Genomic DNA, 16,511 nt, shown 5'->3' on the forward strand with positions numbered 1-16,511 from the left:
GCCGCGGCGATCACAGGCAAAAGAAGATTAAACGGAGCAGGCAATGAAAATTCTGGTCACCGGCGCAGGCGGCTTCATCGGCGGACGCTTCGCGCGTTTCGCGCTGGAGCAAGGCTTGAGCGTCCGGGTCAGCGGCCGTCGTGCTGAGGGTGTCGAGCATCTGGTACGGCGCGGCGCCGAGTTCATTCAGGGCGATCTTTCTGATCCGGAACTGGTTCACGCGCTGTGTGACGACGTCGAAGCCGTGGTCCATTGCGCGGGCGCGGTCGGCACATGGGGGCGACGTCAGGACTTTCACCAAGGCAATGTTCAGGTCACCGAGAATGTCGTCGAAGCATGCCTGAAACAACGGGTCCGGCGGCTGGTGCACCTGTCGTCGCCGTCGATCTATTTTGATGGCCGATCGCACCTCGATATCCGCGAGGAGCAAGTGCCCAAGCGCTTCGGCAATCACTATGCCGCGACCAAATACATGGCCGAACAAAAGGTGTTTGGTGCCGAAGAGTTTGGTCTGGAAGTCATCGCCTTGCGCCCACGCTTCGTCACCGGGGCGGGTGACACCAGCATTTTCCCGCGGTTGCTGGAGATACAGCGCAAGAATCGCCTGTCGATCATTGGCAACGGCCTGAACAAGGTTGATTTCACCAGCGTTCAGAACCTCAATAAGGCGCTGCTGAGCAGTCTGCTGGCCGCCGGCTCTGCGCTGGGCAAGGCCTACAACATCAGCAATGGCGCGCCGGTCCCGCTCTGGGACGTGGTCAATTACGTCATGCGCCAGATGGAATTGCCGCCGGTAAGGCGTTATCGGTCTTACGGCCTGGCCTACACCGCTGCAGCCATGAATGAGGCGGCGTGCCTGATCTGGCCGGGTCAACCTGAACCGACGCTGTCGCGCATCGGGATGCAGGTGATGAGCCGGGATTTCACGCTTGATATCAGTCGCGCCAGGCATTATCTGGATTACCAGCCTGACGTGAGCGTGTGGACCGCCCTCGACGAGTTTTGCGGCTGGTGGAAAGCCCAGCACGGCGGCCCGTTGTAAAAGGCGTCAACATCCGCGGTTATACTGCGAGCCATTCAGATTCAGCGGTTTTTCAAAGGTAAACCCATGCGCAAAGATCCCTATGACGACGTCGATGACGTCCCGAGCCTCAGCGCCAAAGATGATGACGATGATTTTCTGCCACCGCCGGGTGCCCGCGAACGCACCACGGTGTATTCCCGCGACACGCCGGTGGTGAAGGTGAAGGCCCCCGGTACCGGTGCGTTGTGGGCGCTGATCTGTGTGTTGTTTATCGCGTTTTGTGGCCTGGGCTGGTGGAGTTTTCAGCAGGTGTCGTTGATGGAGCAGCAGTTGGTGGCGACCCAGGAAAGTTTCGCGCGCATCAGTGAGGAGGCGGCGGGGCGCTTGCAGGATATTTCCGGCAAGGTGGTCGCCACTGAGTCGATGGCGAGCAGCAGTGAAGCGTTGAAGGCGCAGATCAAGCAGTTGCAGGATCAGTTGGCCGATCAGAGCAAGCAGCAACAGGGTGTGGCCGGTTTGCAGGGCGGACTGGACAAGCGGCTGGAGCAGATCAGCACGCAGAGTGCGCAGCAGCAGGCGGTGAATCAGCAGTTGCAGGATCAGTTGAAAGCCGTGGCGACAGAGTTGGCGGCGTTGAAGGCGGCGGTGCCGGATGGCAAGTCGATTCAGGCTGAGCAGGAGCGGCTGGAATCGCAGTTGAAGGGTTTGACTGCGGATGTGGCTAACCTGAAAAAGGCGAACGGCAATCAGGCGATCGAGCAGCTTGAGCAGGATATGGTGGTGGTGAAGAGTGAGTTGGAGAATCGTCCGGCGGCGGCTGCTTCGTCGGGGGCGAGTCTGCAGGAGTTTGATGCGTTCCGTGGGCAGATGACGCGGACGATCAATACGTTGCAGAGCCAGATTCAGACGTTGTCGCAGCAGATTAATGCGCGGGGGCAGTAGTTCGGGTAGTTCTGGATGACGGCGTGCGCTCGCCGCATCCATGCGGCTTGGCCCACTCCGCGAAACCTCCGTTCAGCCTGCACTCAAGTCGCGATTTGTGGTGACTGGGCTTGCTGCGTACGAAGATCAAAAGCAAATCAAAACCAGATCAAGAGCTTCCCGGCTAAAGCCGGTCCTACGGGTGCGTACGGTGCTTTTGTAGGACCGGCTTTAGCCGGGAAGGGCCAGTGAGTGCGCCATCAGTTCTGATCGTTCCCACGCTCCGCGTGGGAATGCAGCCCTCAACGCTCCGCGTCCTTCCTGCTTACAGCGTCGGGTAGTCCAGATAGCCTTCGGCGCCTTTGCCGTAGAAGGTTTCAGGATGCGGCTCGTTGAGCGGGGCATCCTTGGCCAGACGCGCTGGCAGGTCAGGGTTGGCAATGAACGGCACGCCAAACGCCACGGCATCCGCCTTGCCGGTCGCCAGCCACTCGTTGGCGCTTTCTTTGGTGAATTTCTCGTTGGCGATGAACACCCCACCGAAGGCTTCTTTCAGGCGTGGGCCCAGGCTGTCGTCGAGTTCGCGTTCGCGGGCGCAGATGAAAGCGATGCCGCGTTTGCCCAGTTCGCTGGCGACGTAGGTGAAGGTCTCGGCCAGGTTGGCGTCGCCCATGTCATGGGCATCAGCGCGGGGTGCCAGGTGTACACCAACGCGGCCAGCGCCCCAGACTTCAACGGCGGCGTCGGTCACTTCCAGCAACAGACGCGCGCGGTTTTCCAGCGAGCCGCCGTAGGCATCGGTGCGGGTGTTGGTGCTGGTTTGCAGGAACTGGTCGAGCAGGTAACCGTTGGCGCCGTGGATCTCGACGCCGTCAAAGCCGGCCGCCTTGGCGTTTTCGGCACCGACGCGGTAGGCGTCGACGATTTCTTCGATTTCCGCCAGTTCCAGCGCGCGCGGGGTGACGAAGTCAGACAGCGGACGCACCAGGCTCACGTGGCCTTTTGGCTGGATGGCGCTCGGTGCGACCGGGGTTTCGCCATTGAGGTAGGTCGGGTGCGAAACGCGACCCACGTGCCACAGTTGCAGCACGATCTTGCCGCCCGCCGCGTGCACGGCTTTGGTGATGTTGGCCCAGCCGCGCACCTGGTCGTTGGACCAGATGCCCGGGGTGTCAGGGTAGCCCACGCCCATCGGCATCACCGACGTGGCTTCGCTGATGATCAGGCCAGCCGAGGCGCGCTGAACGTAATACTCGGCCATCATCGCGTTGGGCACGCGGCCTTCGTCGGCACGGCAGCGGGTCAGCGGCGCCATGATGATGCGGTTGGCCAATTCCAGGTCGCCCATCTTGATCGGGTCAAAAATCGTGGTCATCGTGAAATCCTTTGTGCAGTCGGTAAAGGGTGGATCCGCAGGTTTCAAAAAATGAGGGTAATCAGCTCGTCGCGGCAGCCAGTTCGGCATCGTTGGGCTGACGGAAATTGATCAACGTGACCACCAGGGCAAGGACCGCCAGAGCGCCGGCTGCCAGCGGCACGGTGGTCAGGCCGAAACCATGGGCGATGACGCTGCCGCCGACCCAGGCGCCCAGCGCGTTGCCGACGTTGAAGGCGCCGATGTTCAGGGTGGACACCAGATTGGGCGCGGCCTTGCCGAAGGTCACCACATTGATCTGCAGGGCAGGCACGGCGGCGAATGCGGCGGTGGCCCAGAGAAACAGGGTGATCTCGGCCGGGATCAGCGCGGTACTGGTCCAGCTCAGCACCGTGGAGATCACCGCCATGGCGATGAACACGCCGATGAGCGTAGCGGCCAGTCGGCGGTCGGCAAGTTTGCCGCCAATGATATTGCCCAGCGTCAAACCGAGACCAATAAGCATCAGCGTCCAGGTCACGCCCAAAGGCGAGACGCCGGTGACTTCGCCCAACAGCGGCGCGACGTAGGTGAATAGCGCGAATACGGACGCAGCGAACAGCGCGGTCATGCTCAGCGACAGCCAGATGCCTACGCCTTTGAGCGCCGCCAGTTCAGCGCGCATGTCGAGTTTCTCTTCGTCGCGTTTGCTTGGCAGGAAGCGAATCAGGCCGATGAAGGCGATGACGCCAATTACCGTGACGGCGAAGAAGGTCGAGCGCCAGCCGGCCTGTTGTCCCAACGCAGTGCCCAGCGGCACGCCGAGGACGTTGGCCAGGGTCAGGCCGGTGAACATCAGCGCGACGGCCGAAGCGCGGCGATTGGCCGGGACCAGCCCCGCAGCAACGACAGAACCGATGCCGAAGAACGCGCCGTGGCAGAGCGCGGTGACCACGCGGGCGAACATCAGGATGTTGTAGTCCGCCGCCAGTGCGCAGAGCAGGTTGCCGATGATGAAGATGCCCATCAGCGTGACCAGCGCACCCTTGCGCGGTAGTTTCGCGGTGGCCATCGCCATGAACGGCGCGCCGATCGCGACGCCCAAGGCGTAGCCGGTGACCAGCCAGCCGGCGCCGGGAATGCTGACGCCCAGGTCGTTGGCGACGTCGGGGAGCAGGCCCATGATGACGAACTCGGTCGTCCCGATGGCAAAGGCGCTCAGGGCCAGAATGAGTAATGAAAGGGGCACGTTGCGTCTCCTGAAAAGCGGGTGTGTGGCGAAGGGCTCAGAGCCGCTGCGTCAGTTGCTGCAAGAACGCCTGAATGACGTCTTCGTTGCGCTTGAAAAAATGCCACTGGCCGTGCTTCTGATTGGTGATCAATCCGGCCCGTTGCAGCGTTGACAGATGGGCCGAAACGGTCGACTGGGACAGACCGGCGCGCTGGTCGATCTGGCCGGCACAGACACCGCCATCAATCGTGTGACGCTGATCGGGGAAGGTCGCAACCGGGTCTTTGAGCCAGTCCAGAATTTGCCGGCGAACCGGATGAGCCAGGGCTTTGATGATTTCGTCGATGTCGATGTCAGTGGGCATGTCGTTCTCAGTGCAGGTGCGCTGTATCGCGATGGGGCGAACCTTATATCTATAAATCGCGATATACAAATATGAATCGGTGCTTAGCCCAGGCTCAATCGTTATATCGGGTTATAACGATATGGTTTTGGCCCGGTGGTTTGGTAGAGCGTTCGAAGGCGATCCCGCTTTACAGGCGCGGGGAATGTGGCGACTGTACCCACGTCATTGCGAATGGCCCCCCGCACATTCAGCGGAGACAGGCGCAAAAAGAAGGCCCGCGGCAATAAAGGCAACAACCATGAATTACCTCGCACACCTGCACCTCGGCGGGCAGGCGCCGGCGCAATTGCTGGGCAGCCTGTATGGCGACTTCGTCAAAGGGCTGCTGCCCGGACGTTTCCCGGCGGACATCGAAAGCGCGATTCGTCTGCATCGGCGCATCGATGCGTTCACCGATTCGCATCCGCTGATCAAACAAGCGCTGGGGCGTTTTCCCGACGGCCGTCGGCGCTATGCCGGCATCGCACTGGATGTGTTTTTCGACCACTGCCTGGCGCGGGACTGGCATCGGTATTCAGACCAGCCTCTGGACGCCTTCACCCGCAAGGTCTACCGCGTGCTGGCCGATGAGCCTGCGTTGCCGGAGCGGCTGGCGCTGATTGCCCCGCGCATGGCAGCGCAGGACTGGTTGGGTTCGTACCGGGAATTTTCGGTGGTGGGCGATGCGCTGGCCGGCATCTCGCGGCGCTTGTCACGGCCGGAAGGGCTGGCCGGCGTCTACCAGGAACTGCACGCGCTGTATCGACCGCTGAGTGACGACTTCAGCGCGTTTTACCCTGAGCTTCAGGCGTTTGCTCAAGCGGCTTTGGCGGCGGACCCTACCGTCGCCGGTTGAACCGCCTCGCCGAACAACGCGATCTGCACCGCCTGCTGCGCTTCGAACGCCAGCGCTGCGCGTTCTTTCCCCTGGGAAGCGATCGGCGAGAGTAACTGGATGTGCACCTCACTCACCTCATTGGCAAACAGTCGACGCAGGTGCGAGAGCAGGTCGTCGTCGCCAATGAAAGGCGCGATCTGATCCGGCTGGCCGTCCCGCACATATTGAATGGCAACAGGCTGCACCGGCACGCCGGTTTCAATCGCGCTCGACAGCAGGCGGCCGTGGAAGGTGCGCAAGCTGCGGCCGTCGGTGGTGGTGCCCTCGGGGAAGATCACCAGTGAATGCCTGCCCAGCAAGTGCTGGCCCATCTGCTTCTGAATCAGCTTGCTGTCGCCCGAGCCCCGGCGGATGAACAGTGTCCCGGCTTTCAACGCCAGCCAGCCCGCCACCGGCCAGGTGCGCACCTCGGCTTTGGACAGGAACGACAGCGGCGCCAGCATCCCCAGCAGCAGGATGTCGGTCCACGACACGTGATTGCTCACCCACAACATCGGCTCGCTCGGCAACTTGCCGCTAACGTTCACGCGAAACGGCAGCGCCGCACTCAGGCGCGCCATGAACCAGGCGGTCCAGCGCTGGCGACGGGCCATGGAATTGCCGATGCGCAGGCGTTCCATCAGGGCAAAGGTGCCGGCGATGCTCAGGCCCAGCGCGATGACCCAGAGCACCCGCACCACGCGCGCATGACTGCGCCAGGTGCTCATCACACCGCAGCCTTGAAGTGGCGGGCGTAGCGTGGGCACAAGTCGTCGCGTTTGAGCAGGATAAACACGTCGGCGACCTGGAAATCTTCGTCCCAGCACGGTTCGCCGCAGATCTTCGCGCCCAGGCGCATATAGGCCTTGAGCAGCGGCGGCATCTCGCAGATCACGTTGTTGGGCAGGTCCAGCGTCGGCAGGGGATTCTTCGGTTCGGCGCGCAGGTGCTCGGTGCACAGATAGCGTTCGCGCAGGCGCTGCATGATCGCGTGGGCCTGAATGCCGCCGTCTTGCATCGGAATGCTGGCGCAGCCCATCAAGTAGCTGTAGCCGCCTTCGTTGAGGATCTCGGCCAATTCGCTCCACAACACGGCGATGGTGCCGCCGTTGCGGTAGGAAGGATCGACACAGGTGCGACCCAGTTCCAGGATCGGGCCCTGCAAATGGCGCAGGCCATGGAGGCTGAATTCTTCTTCGCTGTAGAACTGGCCCAGGGTATTTGCGGCTTTGTGGTCCAGCAAACGGGTGGTGGCGACCAAGCGGCCGCTGCTCAGGTCTCGCACGCCGATGTGCACGCAGTGTACGTCGTAATCATCGACGTCCAGGCCCAGCTCGGCGCCCTTGAGCCTGGCGTTGAACTCGCCACTGAACACACTGAAGCGCAAAGCCTGTGCTTCCTGCAGGGCCTTCTCACCGACCAGGCGTTCTGCCTGCAGGCGACGTTCGGTTCGGGTGTCTCGAATGCTGGCGATCTGAGTCATGCGGCGTCTCCGTAATCCCGCCTTCGTCCAGGCGGGTCGACTGATTGTTCGAGCATTGCTGTACGAATTCAGGCTAGGGAGAGGCCGTGTCACCACCATTAAGCTTTGGTGATGGTTGCGTGACAGGGGTTTGGGTTCCCTGTGCTGTCATTTTTGCCTGCTAGGGTTGCCTGCATCCGAGCCCGAGTCCCCTTCATGACCCGTCTGCTGTTCACCTTCGCGCTGTTCCTCATCAGCTGTTCGGCCGCTGCCGAAACCTGGCCCGCGCCGGAGTGGTCCGAGCGCCCGCTCAGTGAAAGCGCTGCCGTAGCGGCCCTCGATGCCTACGCCTTCCCGCCCCGCGACGAGGTCGAACGCAAAGGCGTGCGCACGGATGCGCTGCTGATCATCCACGACGGCGAAGTGGTGTATGAACGCTATGGCGGCGTGACCCGGGCAGACACCCCACACCTGACCTGGTCGATCAGCAAAAGCATTTTGGCCAGCGTGCTGGGCGTCGCTTTTGCTGAAGGCCGCTTCAAACTTGAGGACCCCGTCGCCAATTTCTACCCGCCATTCAGCGTGCATCCCGACATCAAGCTTCAGGACCTTCTGCACTGGGCTTCGGGCCTGGACTGGCAGGAGGATTACAAATACGCGCCCCTTAACTCGTCGGTCGTCGCGATGCTTTACACCCGAGGGCGCGGCGACATGGCGCGGTACACCGCCGAGCACGGCGTCGCCAGTGCGCCGGGCACTTCATACCGGTATTCCAGCGGCGACAGCACCGTCCTCGCCGCTGCACTGAAAGGCGTGGTCGGTGACAGCGCTTACGGCGATTACCCGTGGACTGCGTTGTTCGAGCCGCTGGGCATCTCCAGCGCCACGTGGGAGCGCGATACCACCGGCACCTTTGTCGGGTCGTCCTACGCGTACATGACGGCCCGCGACCTGGCGCGCATCGGCTTGCTGATGGAACGCGGCGGGCGCTGGCAAGACCGCCAGTTGCTGCCCAGGGCCTGGGTTGATTTCAACCTCACGCCGTTCAAATCCCTGACCCCGACCCCGCCCGATGAAGCCCCCGGCGGTCACTGGTGGCTGAACAAAACCGCCGATGGCAAGCCTGAACCGTGGCCAGACGCACCGGCGGACACCTTTGCCGCACTTGGCCATTGGGGGCAAGCGCTGTACGTAATCCCCAGCGAGAAGCTGGTGATCGTTCGTTACGCCGACGATCGCGACGGCAGCTACGACCACAATCAACTGCTCAAGCTGGCGCTGAGCGCTGTGGCCGGGGAGGGTGGCAAATGATCGCTCGCAAAGCTTTTATCCGACGCCGCCCGTTCAGCAGTCTCGCCCTACTGGTGCTGCTGATCATCGCCGGCCTGATCTGGAACTGGCGGGTTCAGCTGCAGGTATTTCCCAGCATCATCAGCGCCTATACCGCCAAGGAATATTGCTCGTGCCGCTTCGTCATGAACAACCCGGCGGAGTATTGCCACAGCTACGTCAAACAGTGGCTGCCCAGCACGATCAACGAGGATGCCCTGAACAAGCGCATCACCGCGACAGGGCTGGGCCGCGACAGCGAAGCGCGCTGGGAAGGCCAGCGCCAAGGCTGCCGGCTGTCATCGCCGGTGCCGTAGAACGTTGAAGTTTGCCTGCGGTCAGACAGGCGGATAGGGTTGCGTATCGCACCCTCTGGAGTCTGCATGTCCATTCGCATTCCATCCTCGCTTGTCCGCCCGGCAAGCGCTGCTCAAACCTGCCTGCTGACCGCCACGGCGAGCCGCCCATGAGGGGCGCGATTTTTCCGTGGCGCGAAGACAACCAGTTCAACCTGCTGATCGACGGCCCTGCGTTTTTTCCGCGCATGATCGCCGCGATCGAAGGTGCGCAGCAGCAGATCGAACTCGAACTGTATCTGGTCGAAGCCGGCGCCTGTGCCGAAGCGATCGTGCAGGCGCTGGTGGGTGCGGCGAGCCGCGGGGTCATCGTGCGCTGTCTGTTCGATGATTTCGGGTCGGCGGCTTTCACGATCGGCTTGCGCAAGCGCCTGACCGATTCGGGCGTGATCCTGCGTTTCTATAACCGGGTGCATTGGCGACGCGGCCTGCGCAACCTTTACCGCGACCACCGCAAACTGCTGTTGGTGGACAAAGCGCTGGCGGTGGTGGGCGGGACGGGGGTCACTGATGAATTCTGGCGCCCGGACCTGAACAGCAGCGAGTGGCATGAGGTGATGGTCGAGATTCGCGGCCCGCTGGTGATTGACTGGCAAGCGCTGTTCGATCGCCAGTTCCACGCCAACCCTCGGCGGCGGGCGTGGCGGCCAGCGGAAAACTTTGGTCTGCCGCGCCTGCCCAAGGCGCCCGTCGGTGGGCATGGGCTGGGGCGCGTGGCGTATGCCGACTCCCGTCAGCATCGGGATATCGTGCAGTCCCTGGTGCGCGCGCTGAACACCAGCAAGACGCGCATCTGGCTGGCGACGCCGTATTTTCTGCCGACCTGGAAAGTCCGCCGCGCCTTGCGTCGCGCGGCCTCTCGGGGCGTAGACGTGCGCTTGTTGCTGACCGGGCCGCGCACCGATCATCCCTCGGTTCGTTACGCCGGCCACCGTTATTACCCGCGCCTGCTCAAGGCCGGGGTGAAAATTTTCGAATACCAGCCGTGCTTCCTGCACCTGAAGATGGTGCTGATCGACGACTGGGTCAGCGTAGGCTCCTGCAACTTCGATCACTGGAACCTGCGCTTCAACCTGGAAGCCAACCTCGAAGCGATCGACCCCGCGCTGACTCACGCCGTGGCCACGAGCTTTACCAAGGATTTCGCCGTGAGCAGCGAAATCACCCTGGACGGCTGGAAATCCAGACCGCTGTGGCGACGGGTTCAGGAGCGTGTCTGGGGATGGCTGGATCGGTTGGTGGTGAATGTGCTGGATCGGCGGGGGTAAACGCTCCACAACCCATCGCCCACAAAAAAGCCCGACTCACAGGTCGGGCTTTTTCGTTTTAACGATCGAAATGCTTACTGCACCTCTACCGCGAGGCTCTCACTGATCTTCTTCTGCCAGATGGCGGGACCCGTGATGTGAACCGACTCGCCCTTGCTGTCGACAGCAACCGTCACCGGCATGTCCTTGACCTCGAACTCGTAGATCGCTTCCATGCCCAGTTCCGGGAAGGCCAGCACTTGCGACTTCTTGATCGCCTGAGCGACCAGATACGCGGCGCCGCCAACGGCCATCAGGTAAACCGCTTTATTGTCCTTGATCGCTTCGATGGCGGTCGGGCCGCGCTCGGATTTGCCGATCATGCCCAACAGGCCGGTCTGCTCGAGAATCTGGCGGGTGAACTTGTCCATCCGCGTCGCCGTGGTCGGACCGGCAGGGCCCACCACTTCGTCACCCACTGGATCAACCGGGCCGACGTAATAGATGAAGCGACCCTTCAGGTCCACCGGCAGGGTTTCGCCCTTGTTCAGCATCTCGACCATGCGCTTGTGCGCCGCGTCTCGGCCGGTGAGCATCTTGCCGTTGAGCAGGACCGTTTCGCCCGGCTTCCAGCTCTGCACGTCTTCCGGCGTCAGCGTGTCGAGGTTGACGCGGCGGGCCGACGGGCCGGCTTCCCAGACGATCTCCGGGTAAGCGTCCAGCGGCGGCGCTTCCAGCGAAGCCGGACCGGAGCCGTCGAGCACAAAGTGGGCATGACGGGTGGCGGCGCAGTTGGGGATCATGCACACCGGCAGGGACGCGGCGTGGGTCGGGTAGTCCATGATCTTGACGTCGAGCACGGTGGTCAGACCGCCGAGGCCCTGGGCGCCGATGCCCAGCTGGTTGACCTTCTCGAACAGCTCCAGACGCATTTCTTCCAGACGGTTCGACGGGCCGCGTGCCTTGAGCTCGTGGATGTCGATGGATTCCATCAGGACTTCCTTGGCCATCACCGCAGCTTTCTCGGCCGTACCGCCGATGCCGATGCCGAGCATGCCCGGCGGGCACCAGCCAGCGCCCATGGTCGGCACGGTTTTCAGCACCCAGTCGACGATGGAGTCGGACGGGTTGAGCATCGCCATCTTCGATTTGTTTTCGGAACCGCCGCCCTTGGCCGCTACGTCCACTTCCACGGTGTTACCCGGGACGATGGAGTAGTGGATGACCGCAGGTGTGTTGTCCTTGGTGTTCTTGCGGGCGCCGGCCGGATCGGCGAGGATCGAGGCGCGCAGGACGTTTTCCGGCAGGTTGTAGGCGCGACGCACACCTTCGTTGATCATGTCGTCCAGGCCCATGGTGGCGCCATCCCAGCGCACGTCCATGCCGACACGGACGAACACGGTGACGATGCCGGTGTCCTGGCAGATCGGCCGATGACCGGTGGCGCACATGCGAGAATTGATCAGAATCTGGGCCATGGAATCCCGTGCGGCAGGGGATTCCTCACGCAGGTAGGCCTCGTGCATGGCCTGGATGAAGTCAACGGGGTGGTAATAAGAAATGAACTGCAAGGCGTCAGCGACACTCTGGATCAGGTCGTCTTGCTTGATCACGGTCATTGGGCGCGCTCCTCTGATTTGGCGGGAACATTCTAATTGCGGGTGGCGACGGGACCGCTTGGGCCGGACGAAAGCATCTTGATCAGGCGTCAGACAGCCGGGCAACACCTCGGCGTGGTCAGGGTAAAAAAGGCGCGGCAGTATAACCCGAGGTCGATTAAGGTACATCCGCCAAAGGCCAAACCGTCGTCGAAAACGCCGTACGGCACCCGCACTGAATCATGCATGAAACAGATTGCTACGGCTGTCCGGAAAGACAGGGATTTGAATAGTCATTTTTTTACGCAAGCACTACAGTGGCAAGCTGCCTGCATTACCGCGCACGGCGCAGGAAGGTTTTGATCTGGTGCCTGAAAAGTGTCACAGGTCATCTTGCCGGTACGGGACGGACCCTTAATACCCATGATGAGTCAACGAGTGACTGCCCAAACTATCCAGCGTTTGCTGCTGAAACGTTTCGCGCTCGCTACCGGCACCTATGTGCTGGGGCTGATGCTCGTATGGATGGCGTATTTTACCGGCTACTATCAAGCCACCTTCTTCGGGATCTGGTGCACCAGTGTGCTGGTGCTTTTCTGTCAGGCCGCCTTGAGCCTGGTGTTTTTCGGTGGCTACAACCGACGCTTCAAAGACCCCAGCCTGACCGAGTTTCAGGTGCTCCTTGGGCTGGCCTGGCAGACGTTTCTCATCAGCCATATGGAAGCCTCCCGCGGCACCTTTCTGATCATTTACGTGCTGGTGCTGATGTTCGGATTGTTTCACCTGCGGCCCAGTATTTTCGCCCGCTGCGCCCTCTTTGCCTTGCTGGGATTCGCCGGGATCAACCTGTGGGACGCCAGTCGCGGGCGCCTGGCCGATCCGGGGCTGGCGGCGATTCAGACCTGCGCGTTGTTCATCGTTTTTTCCTGGCTGTGCCTGTTCGCGCGCTTCGTGCAGAACTCACGGAACCGCATGCATCAGCGCCGCATCACCTTGCAGGCGCATCAGGAAACCCTGCGCGGCATGATGCTGCAGCTCGAAGAACTGGCGTCCACCGACGAGCTGACCAACCTCTGTAACCGCCGTCACTTCCTGCGTATCGCCACCCGCGAACTCGAACACATGGACGGCAATTACACCGCCGGACTGGCGCTCATCGATCTTGATCACTTCAAGCGCGTCAACGATATCCATGGGCACGCCGCGGGTGACCGGGTGCTGCAGATGTTCGGCAAAACCGCGGCCCAGTGCCTGCGCTCCGATGACATTCTCGCGCGCTATGGCGGTGAAGAATTCGTCTTGCTGATCCCGCGCTGCACCCGTGCGCAACTGGTCGACTGCTGTGAGCGCATCCGGCTCGCTTTCACCCATGTCACGCTGCCCGAGTTCCCTGAGCTGGACCTGAGCCTGTCGATCGGCATGACGGTTATCGAGCGCGGCGATCACATGGACCGGGCGCTGCAACGGGCCGACCAGTCCCTGTATCGCGCCAAGCACCAGGGCCGCAACCGCTGCCACGGCGCCTGGGATTACGCCGATGCCTGAGTTGCGAGTGGGCGACCGGCAATGGTCGGTGGCGCCTGCGGCCAATTTGCTGGATGCCCTCAACGACGCCGGATTGTCCGTCCCCTACAGCTGCCGCGCCGGCAGTTGCCACGCGTGCATGGTCCGTTGCGTCAGTGGTGATCCGGCGGATGCCGCGCCTGACGCGCTGGATGCCGACAAGCGCGCCCAGGGCTGGCGGCTGTCGTGCCAGTGCCGGGTGACGAGCGACCTGACCGTTGAAATCTTCGACCCCTTGCGCGATGGCTTGCCGTCGACAGTCGTGGGTGCTGACTGGCTGAGCCCGTCGGTGTTGCGCCTGCGACTGAGCCCCGAACGCCCGTTGCGCTATCGCGTCGGCCAGCATCTGGTGCTGTGGACTGAAAGCGGCGTGGCGCGGCCTTATTCGTTGGCGAGCGTGCCGGGGCACGATCCCTTTCTGGAATTTCACATCGACTGCCAGCGTCCTGGCGCTTTCGCTGATATCGCTCGCACGCTGCAACCGGGCGATCCGATCCGCCTCGGCGAACTCCAGGGCGGTGCGCTGCGCTACGACCCCGACTGGCAGGACCGGCCGTTGTGGCTGCTGGCGGCAGGCACCGGATTGGCGCCGCTATGGGGTGTGCTGCGCGAGGCGTTGCGGCAGGGCCATCAGGGTGAGATTCGCCTGATACATCTGGCGCGCGAGCCTCAAGGGCATTATCTGGCGGAGGCTCTCGGCGAGCTGGCGATCCAGCATCCGAACCTGCACGTGGAGTCGATCGAGCTGGCGGACTTCTCGGCCGTGCTGAGTGGGTTGCGCGTGACGTCTCGTCAGACCATTGCGCTGGTGTGCGGGTCGCCTGCCAGCGTCGAGGCGTTCTCGAAGCGGTTGTTCATTGCCGGATTGCCCCGTGGTCAGTTACTGGCGGACGTATTTGTGGAGAAGGGCTGACAGTCCATGGGTTCAAAGACATAAAAAAGCCCCGCACTCTCACGAGGCGGGGCTTTTTGGTGCGGCGGTGTCGCTTAAACCATTGGGTCGCCGACGTGCAGGATCTTCATGCCGTTGGTGCCGCCGATGGTGTGGTAGCTGTCGCCTTTGGTCAGGATGACCCAGTCGCCTTGCTCGACCAGACCGCGTTTGACCAATTCGTCCACAGCCGACTGGCTGACCTGACCGGCCGGCAGTGCCGCCGGGTCGAACGGAATGGTGTAAACGCCACGGAACATCGCCGCGCGCGCCTGGGTGCCGCGGTGCGGTGAGAACGCGTAGATCGGCACCGAGGAGCGAATACGCGACATGATCAGCGGGGTGTAGCCGCTTTCGGTCAACGCGATGATCGCTTTCACGCCAGGGAAGTGGTTGGCGGTGTACATGGCCGCCAGCGCGATGCTCTCGTCACAACGGGTGAACGAGTGACCGACGCGGTGGCTGGACGTCTTGCCGGTCGGATGACGCTCGGCGCCGACGCAAATACGCGCCATCGCTTCTACGGCTTCGACCGGATACGAACCGGCGGCACTTTCAGCGGACAGCATCACGGCGTCGGTGTAGTCGAGCACGGCGTTGGCCACGTCGGACACTTCGGCGCGGGTTGGCATCGGGCTGGAAATCATCGATTCCATCATCTGCGTGGCAACGATCACCGCCTTGTTGTGGCGACGTGCGTGCAGGATGATTTTCTTCTGGACGCCCACAAGCTCCGCGTCGCCGATTTCCACGCCCAGGTCGCCACGGGCAACCATGACCGCGTCACTGGCGCGGATCAGCGCATCAAGGGTTTCGTCGTCGGCAACGGCTTCGGCGCGTTCGATCTTCGCCACCAGCCAGGCCGTGCCGCCGGATTCGTCACGCAGCTTGCGTGCGTATTCCATGTCGGCCGCATCCCGCGGGAACGAAACGGCCAGGTAATCCAGGTCCATTTCGGCAGCGAGCTTGATGTCCTGCTTGTCTTTCTCGGTCAGCGCCGGAGCCGTGAGACCGCCGCCGCGACGGTTGATGCCTTTGTGATCCGACAGCGGGCCGCCGATGGTCACGGTGCAATGCAGTGCGTCGGCGGTTTGCGTGTCAACGCGCATGACCACGCGTCCATCGTCCAGCAGCAGCTCGTCGCCGACGCCGCAGTCCTTGACCAGATCGGGGTAATCGATACCGACGATATCCTGGTTGCCGTCGGTCAGAGGATGGCTGGTGGAGAAGATGAACTTGTCACCTACCTTCAGCTCGATCTTCTTGTTGACGAATTTGGCGATGCGGATTTTCGGGCCTTGAAGGTCACCCAGCAACGCGACGAACCGGCCGTTCTTGGCGGCGATGTCGCGGATCAGCTTCGCGCGAGCCTTGTGCTCGTCGGGCGTACCGTGGGAGAAGTTCAGGCGGGCGACGTCCAGGCCAGCAAGAATCAGCTTCTCGATGACTTCTGGCGAATTACTGGCAGGGCCCAGTGTGGCTACGATTTTGGTGCGGCGAACGGTCATGCACAAACTCCTTAAATGAAGCGCAGCGAGAGGCTACTACTGTATTGCTCTGTAGTCATTGTTCCTTTGCACTACCTGCCCCCCGGATCGCTGGGCAATCGGCAGGTCGGCGGCCGTCAAATCGACCTTGAAGAAATCCCGGAATACGCCGATACAAGGGCTGAGCACAGGAGACTCTCATGCGAATCGTGATGATATTAGTGGCGCTGCTTGCCTTGGGTGGCTGCACCCGCTGGGCAATGAACAGCCATTTGAACAACGCCAACCGCGCCTACGCACAGGGCGACTGTGACGCGGTGATGTACAACCTGTCGAAAGTCGATCGCGAGAGCCGTTCGCGTCGCTATGTCCAGCCCGAAGTGTCGATGTTGCGTGGCCAGTGCCTGGAACGCCAGAAGTTCTACATGGATGCCGTGCAGACCTACCAGTACATCATCACCCAGTTCCCGGAAAGCGAGTACGCGTTCCGCGCCAAGGCCCGTCTGGACACCCTGCATCAGTTGGGGCATGACAACCTCGCGCCGCCTGCCACACCGCGTGCTTCACGCTAGTTACACCCGACTGGATATACGGTCGCGTTTTCGGGTGGATATCGCGAAAACCTGAGCTAGGCTGCGATGAGTAGGGACCTAAGTGTTTTGACGAAGGCGGCAGCGCCACTGATCCGAAAGCAGGGTGATAAGCGGGGTTATCGCTGATCGGCCGCTCGGATCAGTGACTTTTGC

General features: G+C 62.1%; 16 protein-coding genes. 9 read left to right on the forward strand and 7 right to left on the reverse strand.

All coding sequences use genetic code 11. The features are described from left to right. Positions 1-43: 43 nt before the first annotated feature. Together IFT47_RS01080 and IFT47_RS01085 are read left to right on the forward strand one after the other, a co-directional pair. Complete coding sequence (locus IFT47_RS01080) at positions 44-1,042, forward strand: NAD-dependent epimerase/dehydratase family protein (protein WP_192171728.1); 999 nt, start codon at positions 44-46, stop codon at positions 1,040-1,042. Positions 1,043-1,108: 66 nt separating this feature from the next. Continuing rightward, positions 1,109-1,966 (forward strand): ATPase, encoded by an 858-nt coding sequence (locus tag IFT47_RS01085; protein WP_192171727.1) that lies wholly within the window; start codon positions 1,109-1,111, stop codon positions 1,964-1,966. Positions 1,967-2,270: 304 nt separating this feature from the next. Here the strand turns inward: IFT47_RS01085 and IFT47_RS01090 are convergent, their stop codons facing one another. The 3 genes from IFT47_RS01090 to IFT47_RS01100 form a co-directional block, all read right to left on the reverse strand. Next, the gene (locus IFT47_RS01090; protein WP_192171726.1) at positions 2,271-3,320 is read right to left on the reverse strand and encodes an alkene reductase; all 1,050 of its coding nucleotides are present in this window, start codon (positions 3,318-3,320) and stop codon (positions 2,271-2,273) included. Between the two features lie 61 nt (positions 3,321-3,381). After that, positions 3,382-4,548: an MFS transporter gene (locus IFT47_RS01095; protein ID WP_192171725.1), complete on the reverse strand. Its 1,167-nt coding sequence runs from the start codon at positions 4,546-4,548 to the stop codon at positions 3,382-3,384. A 37-nt stretch (positions 4,549-4,585) separates the two neighbouring features. Next, a complete protein-coding gene (locus tag IFT47_RS01100) occupies positions 4,586-4,894 on the reverse strand; it encodes an ArsR/SmtB family transcription factor (protein ID WP_192171724.1) in 309 nt (102 codons plus the stop codon). 280 nt (positions 4,895-5,174) lie between these two features. Between IFT47_RS01100 and IFT47_RS01105 the strand changes: the two genes are divergently transcribed. Then, positions 5,175-5,771 carry an acyl carrier protein phosphodiesterase gene (locus IFT47_RS01105; protein ID WP_192171723.1) on the forward strand — a complete coding sequence of 199 codons (597 nt, stop codon included), beginning with the start codon at positions 5,175-5,177 and terminating at the stop codon, positions 5,769-5,771. Here the strand turns inward: IFT47_RS01105 and IFT47_RS01110 are convergent. Both IFT47_RS01110 and olsB read right to left on the reverse strand, forming a co-directional pair. Continuing rightward, positions 5,732-6,520 carry a lysophospholipid acyltransferase family protein gene (locus IFT47_RS01110; RefSeq protein WP_192171722.1) on the reverse strand — a complete coding sequence of 263 codons (789 nt, stop codon included), beginning with the start codon at positions 6,518-6,520 and terminating at the stop codon, positions 5,732-5,734. The two genes, IFT47_RS01105 and IFT47_RS01110, sit on opposite strands and share 40 nt — an antisense overlap. Then, the gene (olsB, locus tag IFT47_RS01115; RefSeq protein WP_192171721.1) at positions 6,520-7,275 is read right to left on the reverse strand and encodes an L-ornithine N(alpha)-acyltransferase; all 756 of its coding nucleotides are present in this window, start codon (positions 7,273-7,275) and stop codon (positions 6,520-6,522) included. The genes IFT47_RS01110 and olsB overlap by 1 nt, the downstream gene beginning before the upstream one ends. A 195-nt stretch (positions 7,276-7,470) precedes the next feature. Between olsB and IFT47_RS01120 the strand changes: the two genes are divergently transcribed. The 3 genes from IFT47_RS01120 (at position 7,471) to IFT47_RS01130 (ending at position 10,207) form a co-directional block, all read left to right on the forward strand. Continuing rightward, positions 7,471-8,565: a serine hydrolase domain-containing protein gene (locus IFT47_RS01120; protein WP_192171720.1), complete on the forward strand. Its 1,095-nt coding sequence runs from the start codon at positions 7,471-7,473 to the stop codon at positions 8,563-8,565. Further along, on the forward strand, positions 8,562-8,900 hold the full coding sequence (locus IFT47_RS01125) for an amidase (protein ID WP_192171719.1): 339 nt from the start codon (positions 8,562-8,564) through the stop codon (positions 8,898-8,900). Before IFT47_RS01120 ends, IFT47_RS01125 begins: the two co-directional genes overlap by 4 nt. 149 nt (positions 8,901-9,049) lie before the next feature. Continuing rightward, a complete protein-coding gene (locus IFT47_RS01130; RefSeq protein WP_192171718.1) occupies positions 9,050-10,207 on the forward strand; it encodes a phospholipase D-like domain-containing protein in 1,158 nt (385 codons plus the stop codon). Positions 10,208-10,281: 74 nt separating this feature from the next. On the opposite strand, the gene IFT47_RS01135 is transcribed toward IFT47_RS01130, so the two are convergent. Next, positions 10,282-11,805 carry a fumarate hydratase gene (locus IFT47_RS01135; protein WP_081567934.1) on the reverse strand — a complete coding sequence of 508 codons (1,524 nt, stop codon included), beginning with the start codon at positions 11,803-11,805 and terminating at the stop codon, positions 10,282-10,284. Positions 11,806-12,222: 417 nt separating this feature from the next. On the opposite strand from IFT47_RS01135, the gene IFT47_RS01140 reads away from it, so the two are divergent. Then, positions 12,223-13,329 carry a GGDEF domain-containing protein gene (locus IFT47_RS01140; protein ID WP_192171717.1) on the forward strand — a complete coding sequence of 369 codons (1,107 nt, stop codon included), beginning with the start codon at positions 12,223-12,225 and terminating at the stop codon, positions 13,327-13,329. Beyond that, complete coding sequence (locus IFT47_RS01145; RefSeq protein ID WP_192171716.1) at positions 13,322-14,260, forward strand: iron-sulfur-binding ferredoxin reductase; 939 nt, start codon at positions 13,322-13,324, stop codon at positions 14,258-14,260. The genes IFT47_RS01140 and IFT47_RS01145 overlap by 8 nt, the downstream gene beginning before the upstream one ends. Positions 14,261-14,334: 74 nt before the next feature. Here IFT47_RS01145 and pyk read toward each other — a convergent pair whose 3' ends face one another. After that, on the reverse strand, positions 14,335-15,786 hold the full coding sequence (pyk, locus tag IFT47_RS01150) for a pyruvate kinase (RefSeq protein WP_133772322.1): 1,452 nt from the start codon (positions 15,784-15,786) through the stop codon (positions 14,335-14,337). A gap of 179 nt (positions 15,787-15,965) precedes the next feature. On the opposite strand from pyk, the gene IFT47_RS01155 reads away from it, so the two are divergent. Then, the gene (locus IFT47_RS01155; protein ID WP_192171715.1) at positions 15,966-16,337 is read left to right on the forward strand and encodes a tetratricopeptide repeat protein; all 372 of its coding nucleotides are present in this window, start codon (positions 15,966-15,968) and stop codon (positions 16,335-16,337) included. Positions 16,338-16,511 lie beyond the last annotated feature (174 nt).

Origin of the sequence: Pseudomonas sp. CFBP 13711 (genome assembly GCF_014842265.1) — a bacterium.
In the GTDB taxonomy this organism is placed as follows: Bacteria; Pseudomonadota; Gammaproteobacteria; order Pseudomonadales; family Pseudomonadaceae; genus Aquipseudomonas.

What these genes read in the sequence shown, in the direction of transcription:
- IFT47_RS01080 (WP_192171728.1), top strand. Translation starts at nt 44, where the DNA reads ATGAAAATTCTGGTCACCGGCGCAGGCGGCTTCATCGGCGGACGCTTC.
- IFT47_RS01105 (WP_192171723.1), top strand. Translation starts at nt 5,175, where the DNA reads ATGAATTACCTCGCACACCTGCACCTCGGCGGGCAGGCGCCGGCGCAA.
- IFT47_RS01155 (WP_192171715.1), top strand. Translation starts at nt 15,966, where the DNA reads ATGCGAATCGTGATGATATTAGTGGCGCTGCTTGCCTTGGGTGGCTGC.
- pyk (WP_133772322.1), bottom strand. Translation starts at nt 15,786, where the DNA reads ATGACCGTTCGCCGCACCAAAATCGTAGCCACACTGGGCCCTGCCAGT.
- olsB (WP_192171721.1), bottom strand. Translation starts at nt 7,275, where the DNA reads ATGACTCAGATCGCCAGCATTCGAGACACCCGAACCGAACGTCGCCTG.
- IFT47_RS01135 (WP_081567934.1), bottom strand. Translation starts at nt 11,805, where the DNA reads ATGACCGTGATCAAGCAAGACGACCTGATCCAGAGTGTCGCTGACGCC.
- IFT47_RS01145 (WP_192171716.1), top strand. Translation starts at nt 13,322, where the DNA reads ATGCCTGAGTTGCGAGTGGGCGACCGGCAATGGTCGGTGGCGCCTGCG.
- IFT47_RS01085 (WP_192171727.1), top strand. Translation starts at nt 1,109, where the DNA reads ATGCGCAAAGATCCCTATGACGACGTCGATGACGTCCCGAGCCTCAGC.
- IFT47_RS01110 (WP_192171722.1), bottom strand. Translation starts at nt 6,520, where the DNA reads ATGAGCACCTGGCGCAGTCATGCGCGCGTGGTGCGGGTGCTCTGGGTC.
- IFT47_RS01125 (WP_192171719.1), top strand. Translation starts at nt 8,562, where the DNA reads ATGATCGCTCGCAAAGCTTTTATCCGACGCCGCCCGTTCAGCAGTCTC.
- IFT47_RS01090 (WP_192171726.1), bottom strand. Translation starts at nt 3,320, where the DNA reads ATGACCACGATTTTTGACCCGATCAAGATGGGCGACCTGGAATTGGCC.
- IFT47_RS01130 (WP_192171718.1), top strand. Translation starts at nt 9,050, where the DNA reads ATGAGGGGCGCGATTTTTCCGTGGCGCGAAGACAACCAGTTCAACCTG.
- IFT47_RS01100 (WP_192171724.1), bottom strand. Translation starts at nt 4,894, where the DNA reads ATGCCCACTGACATCGACATCGACGAAATCATCAAAGCCCTGGCTCAT.
- IFT47_RS01120 (WP_192171720.1), top strand. Translation starts at nt 7,471, where the DNA reads ATGACCCGTCTGCTGTTCACCTTCGCGCTGTTCCTCATCAGCTGTTCG.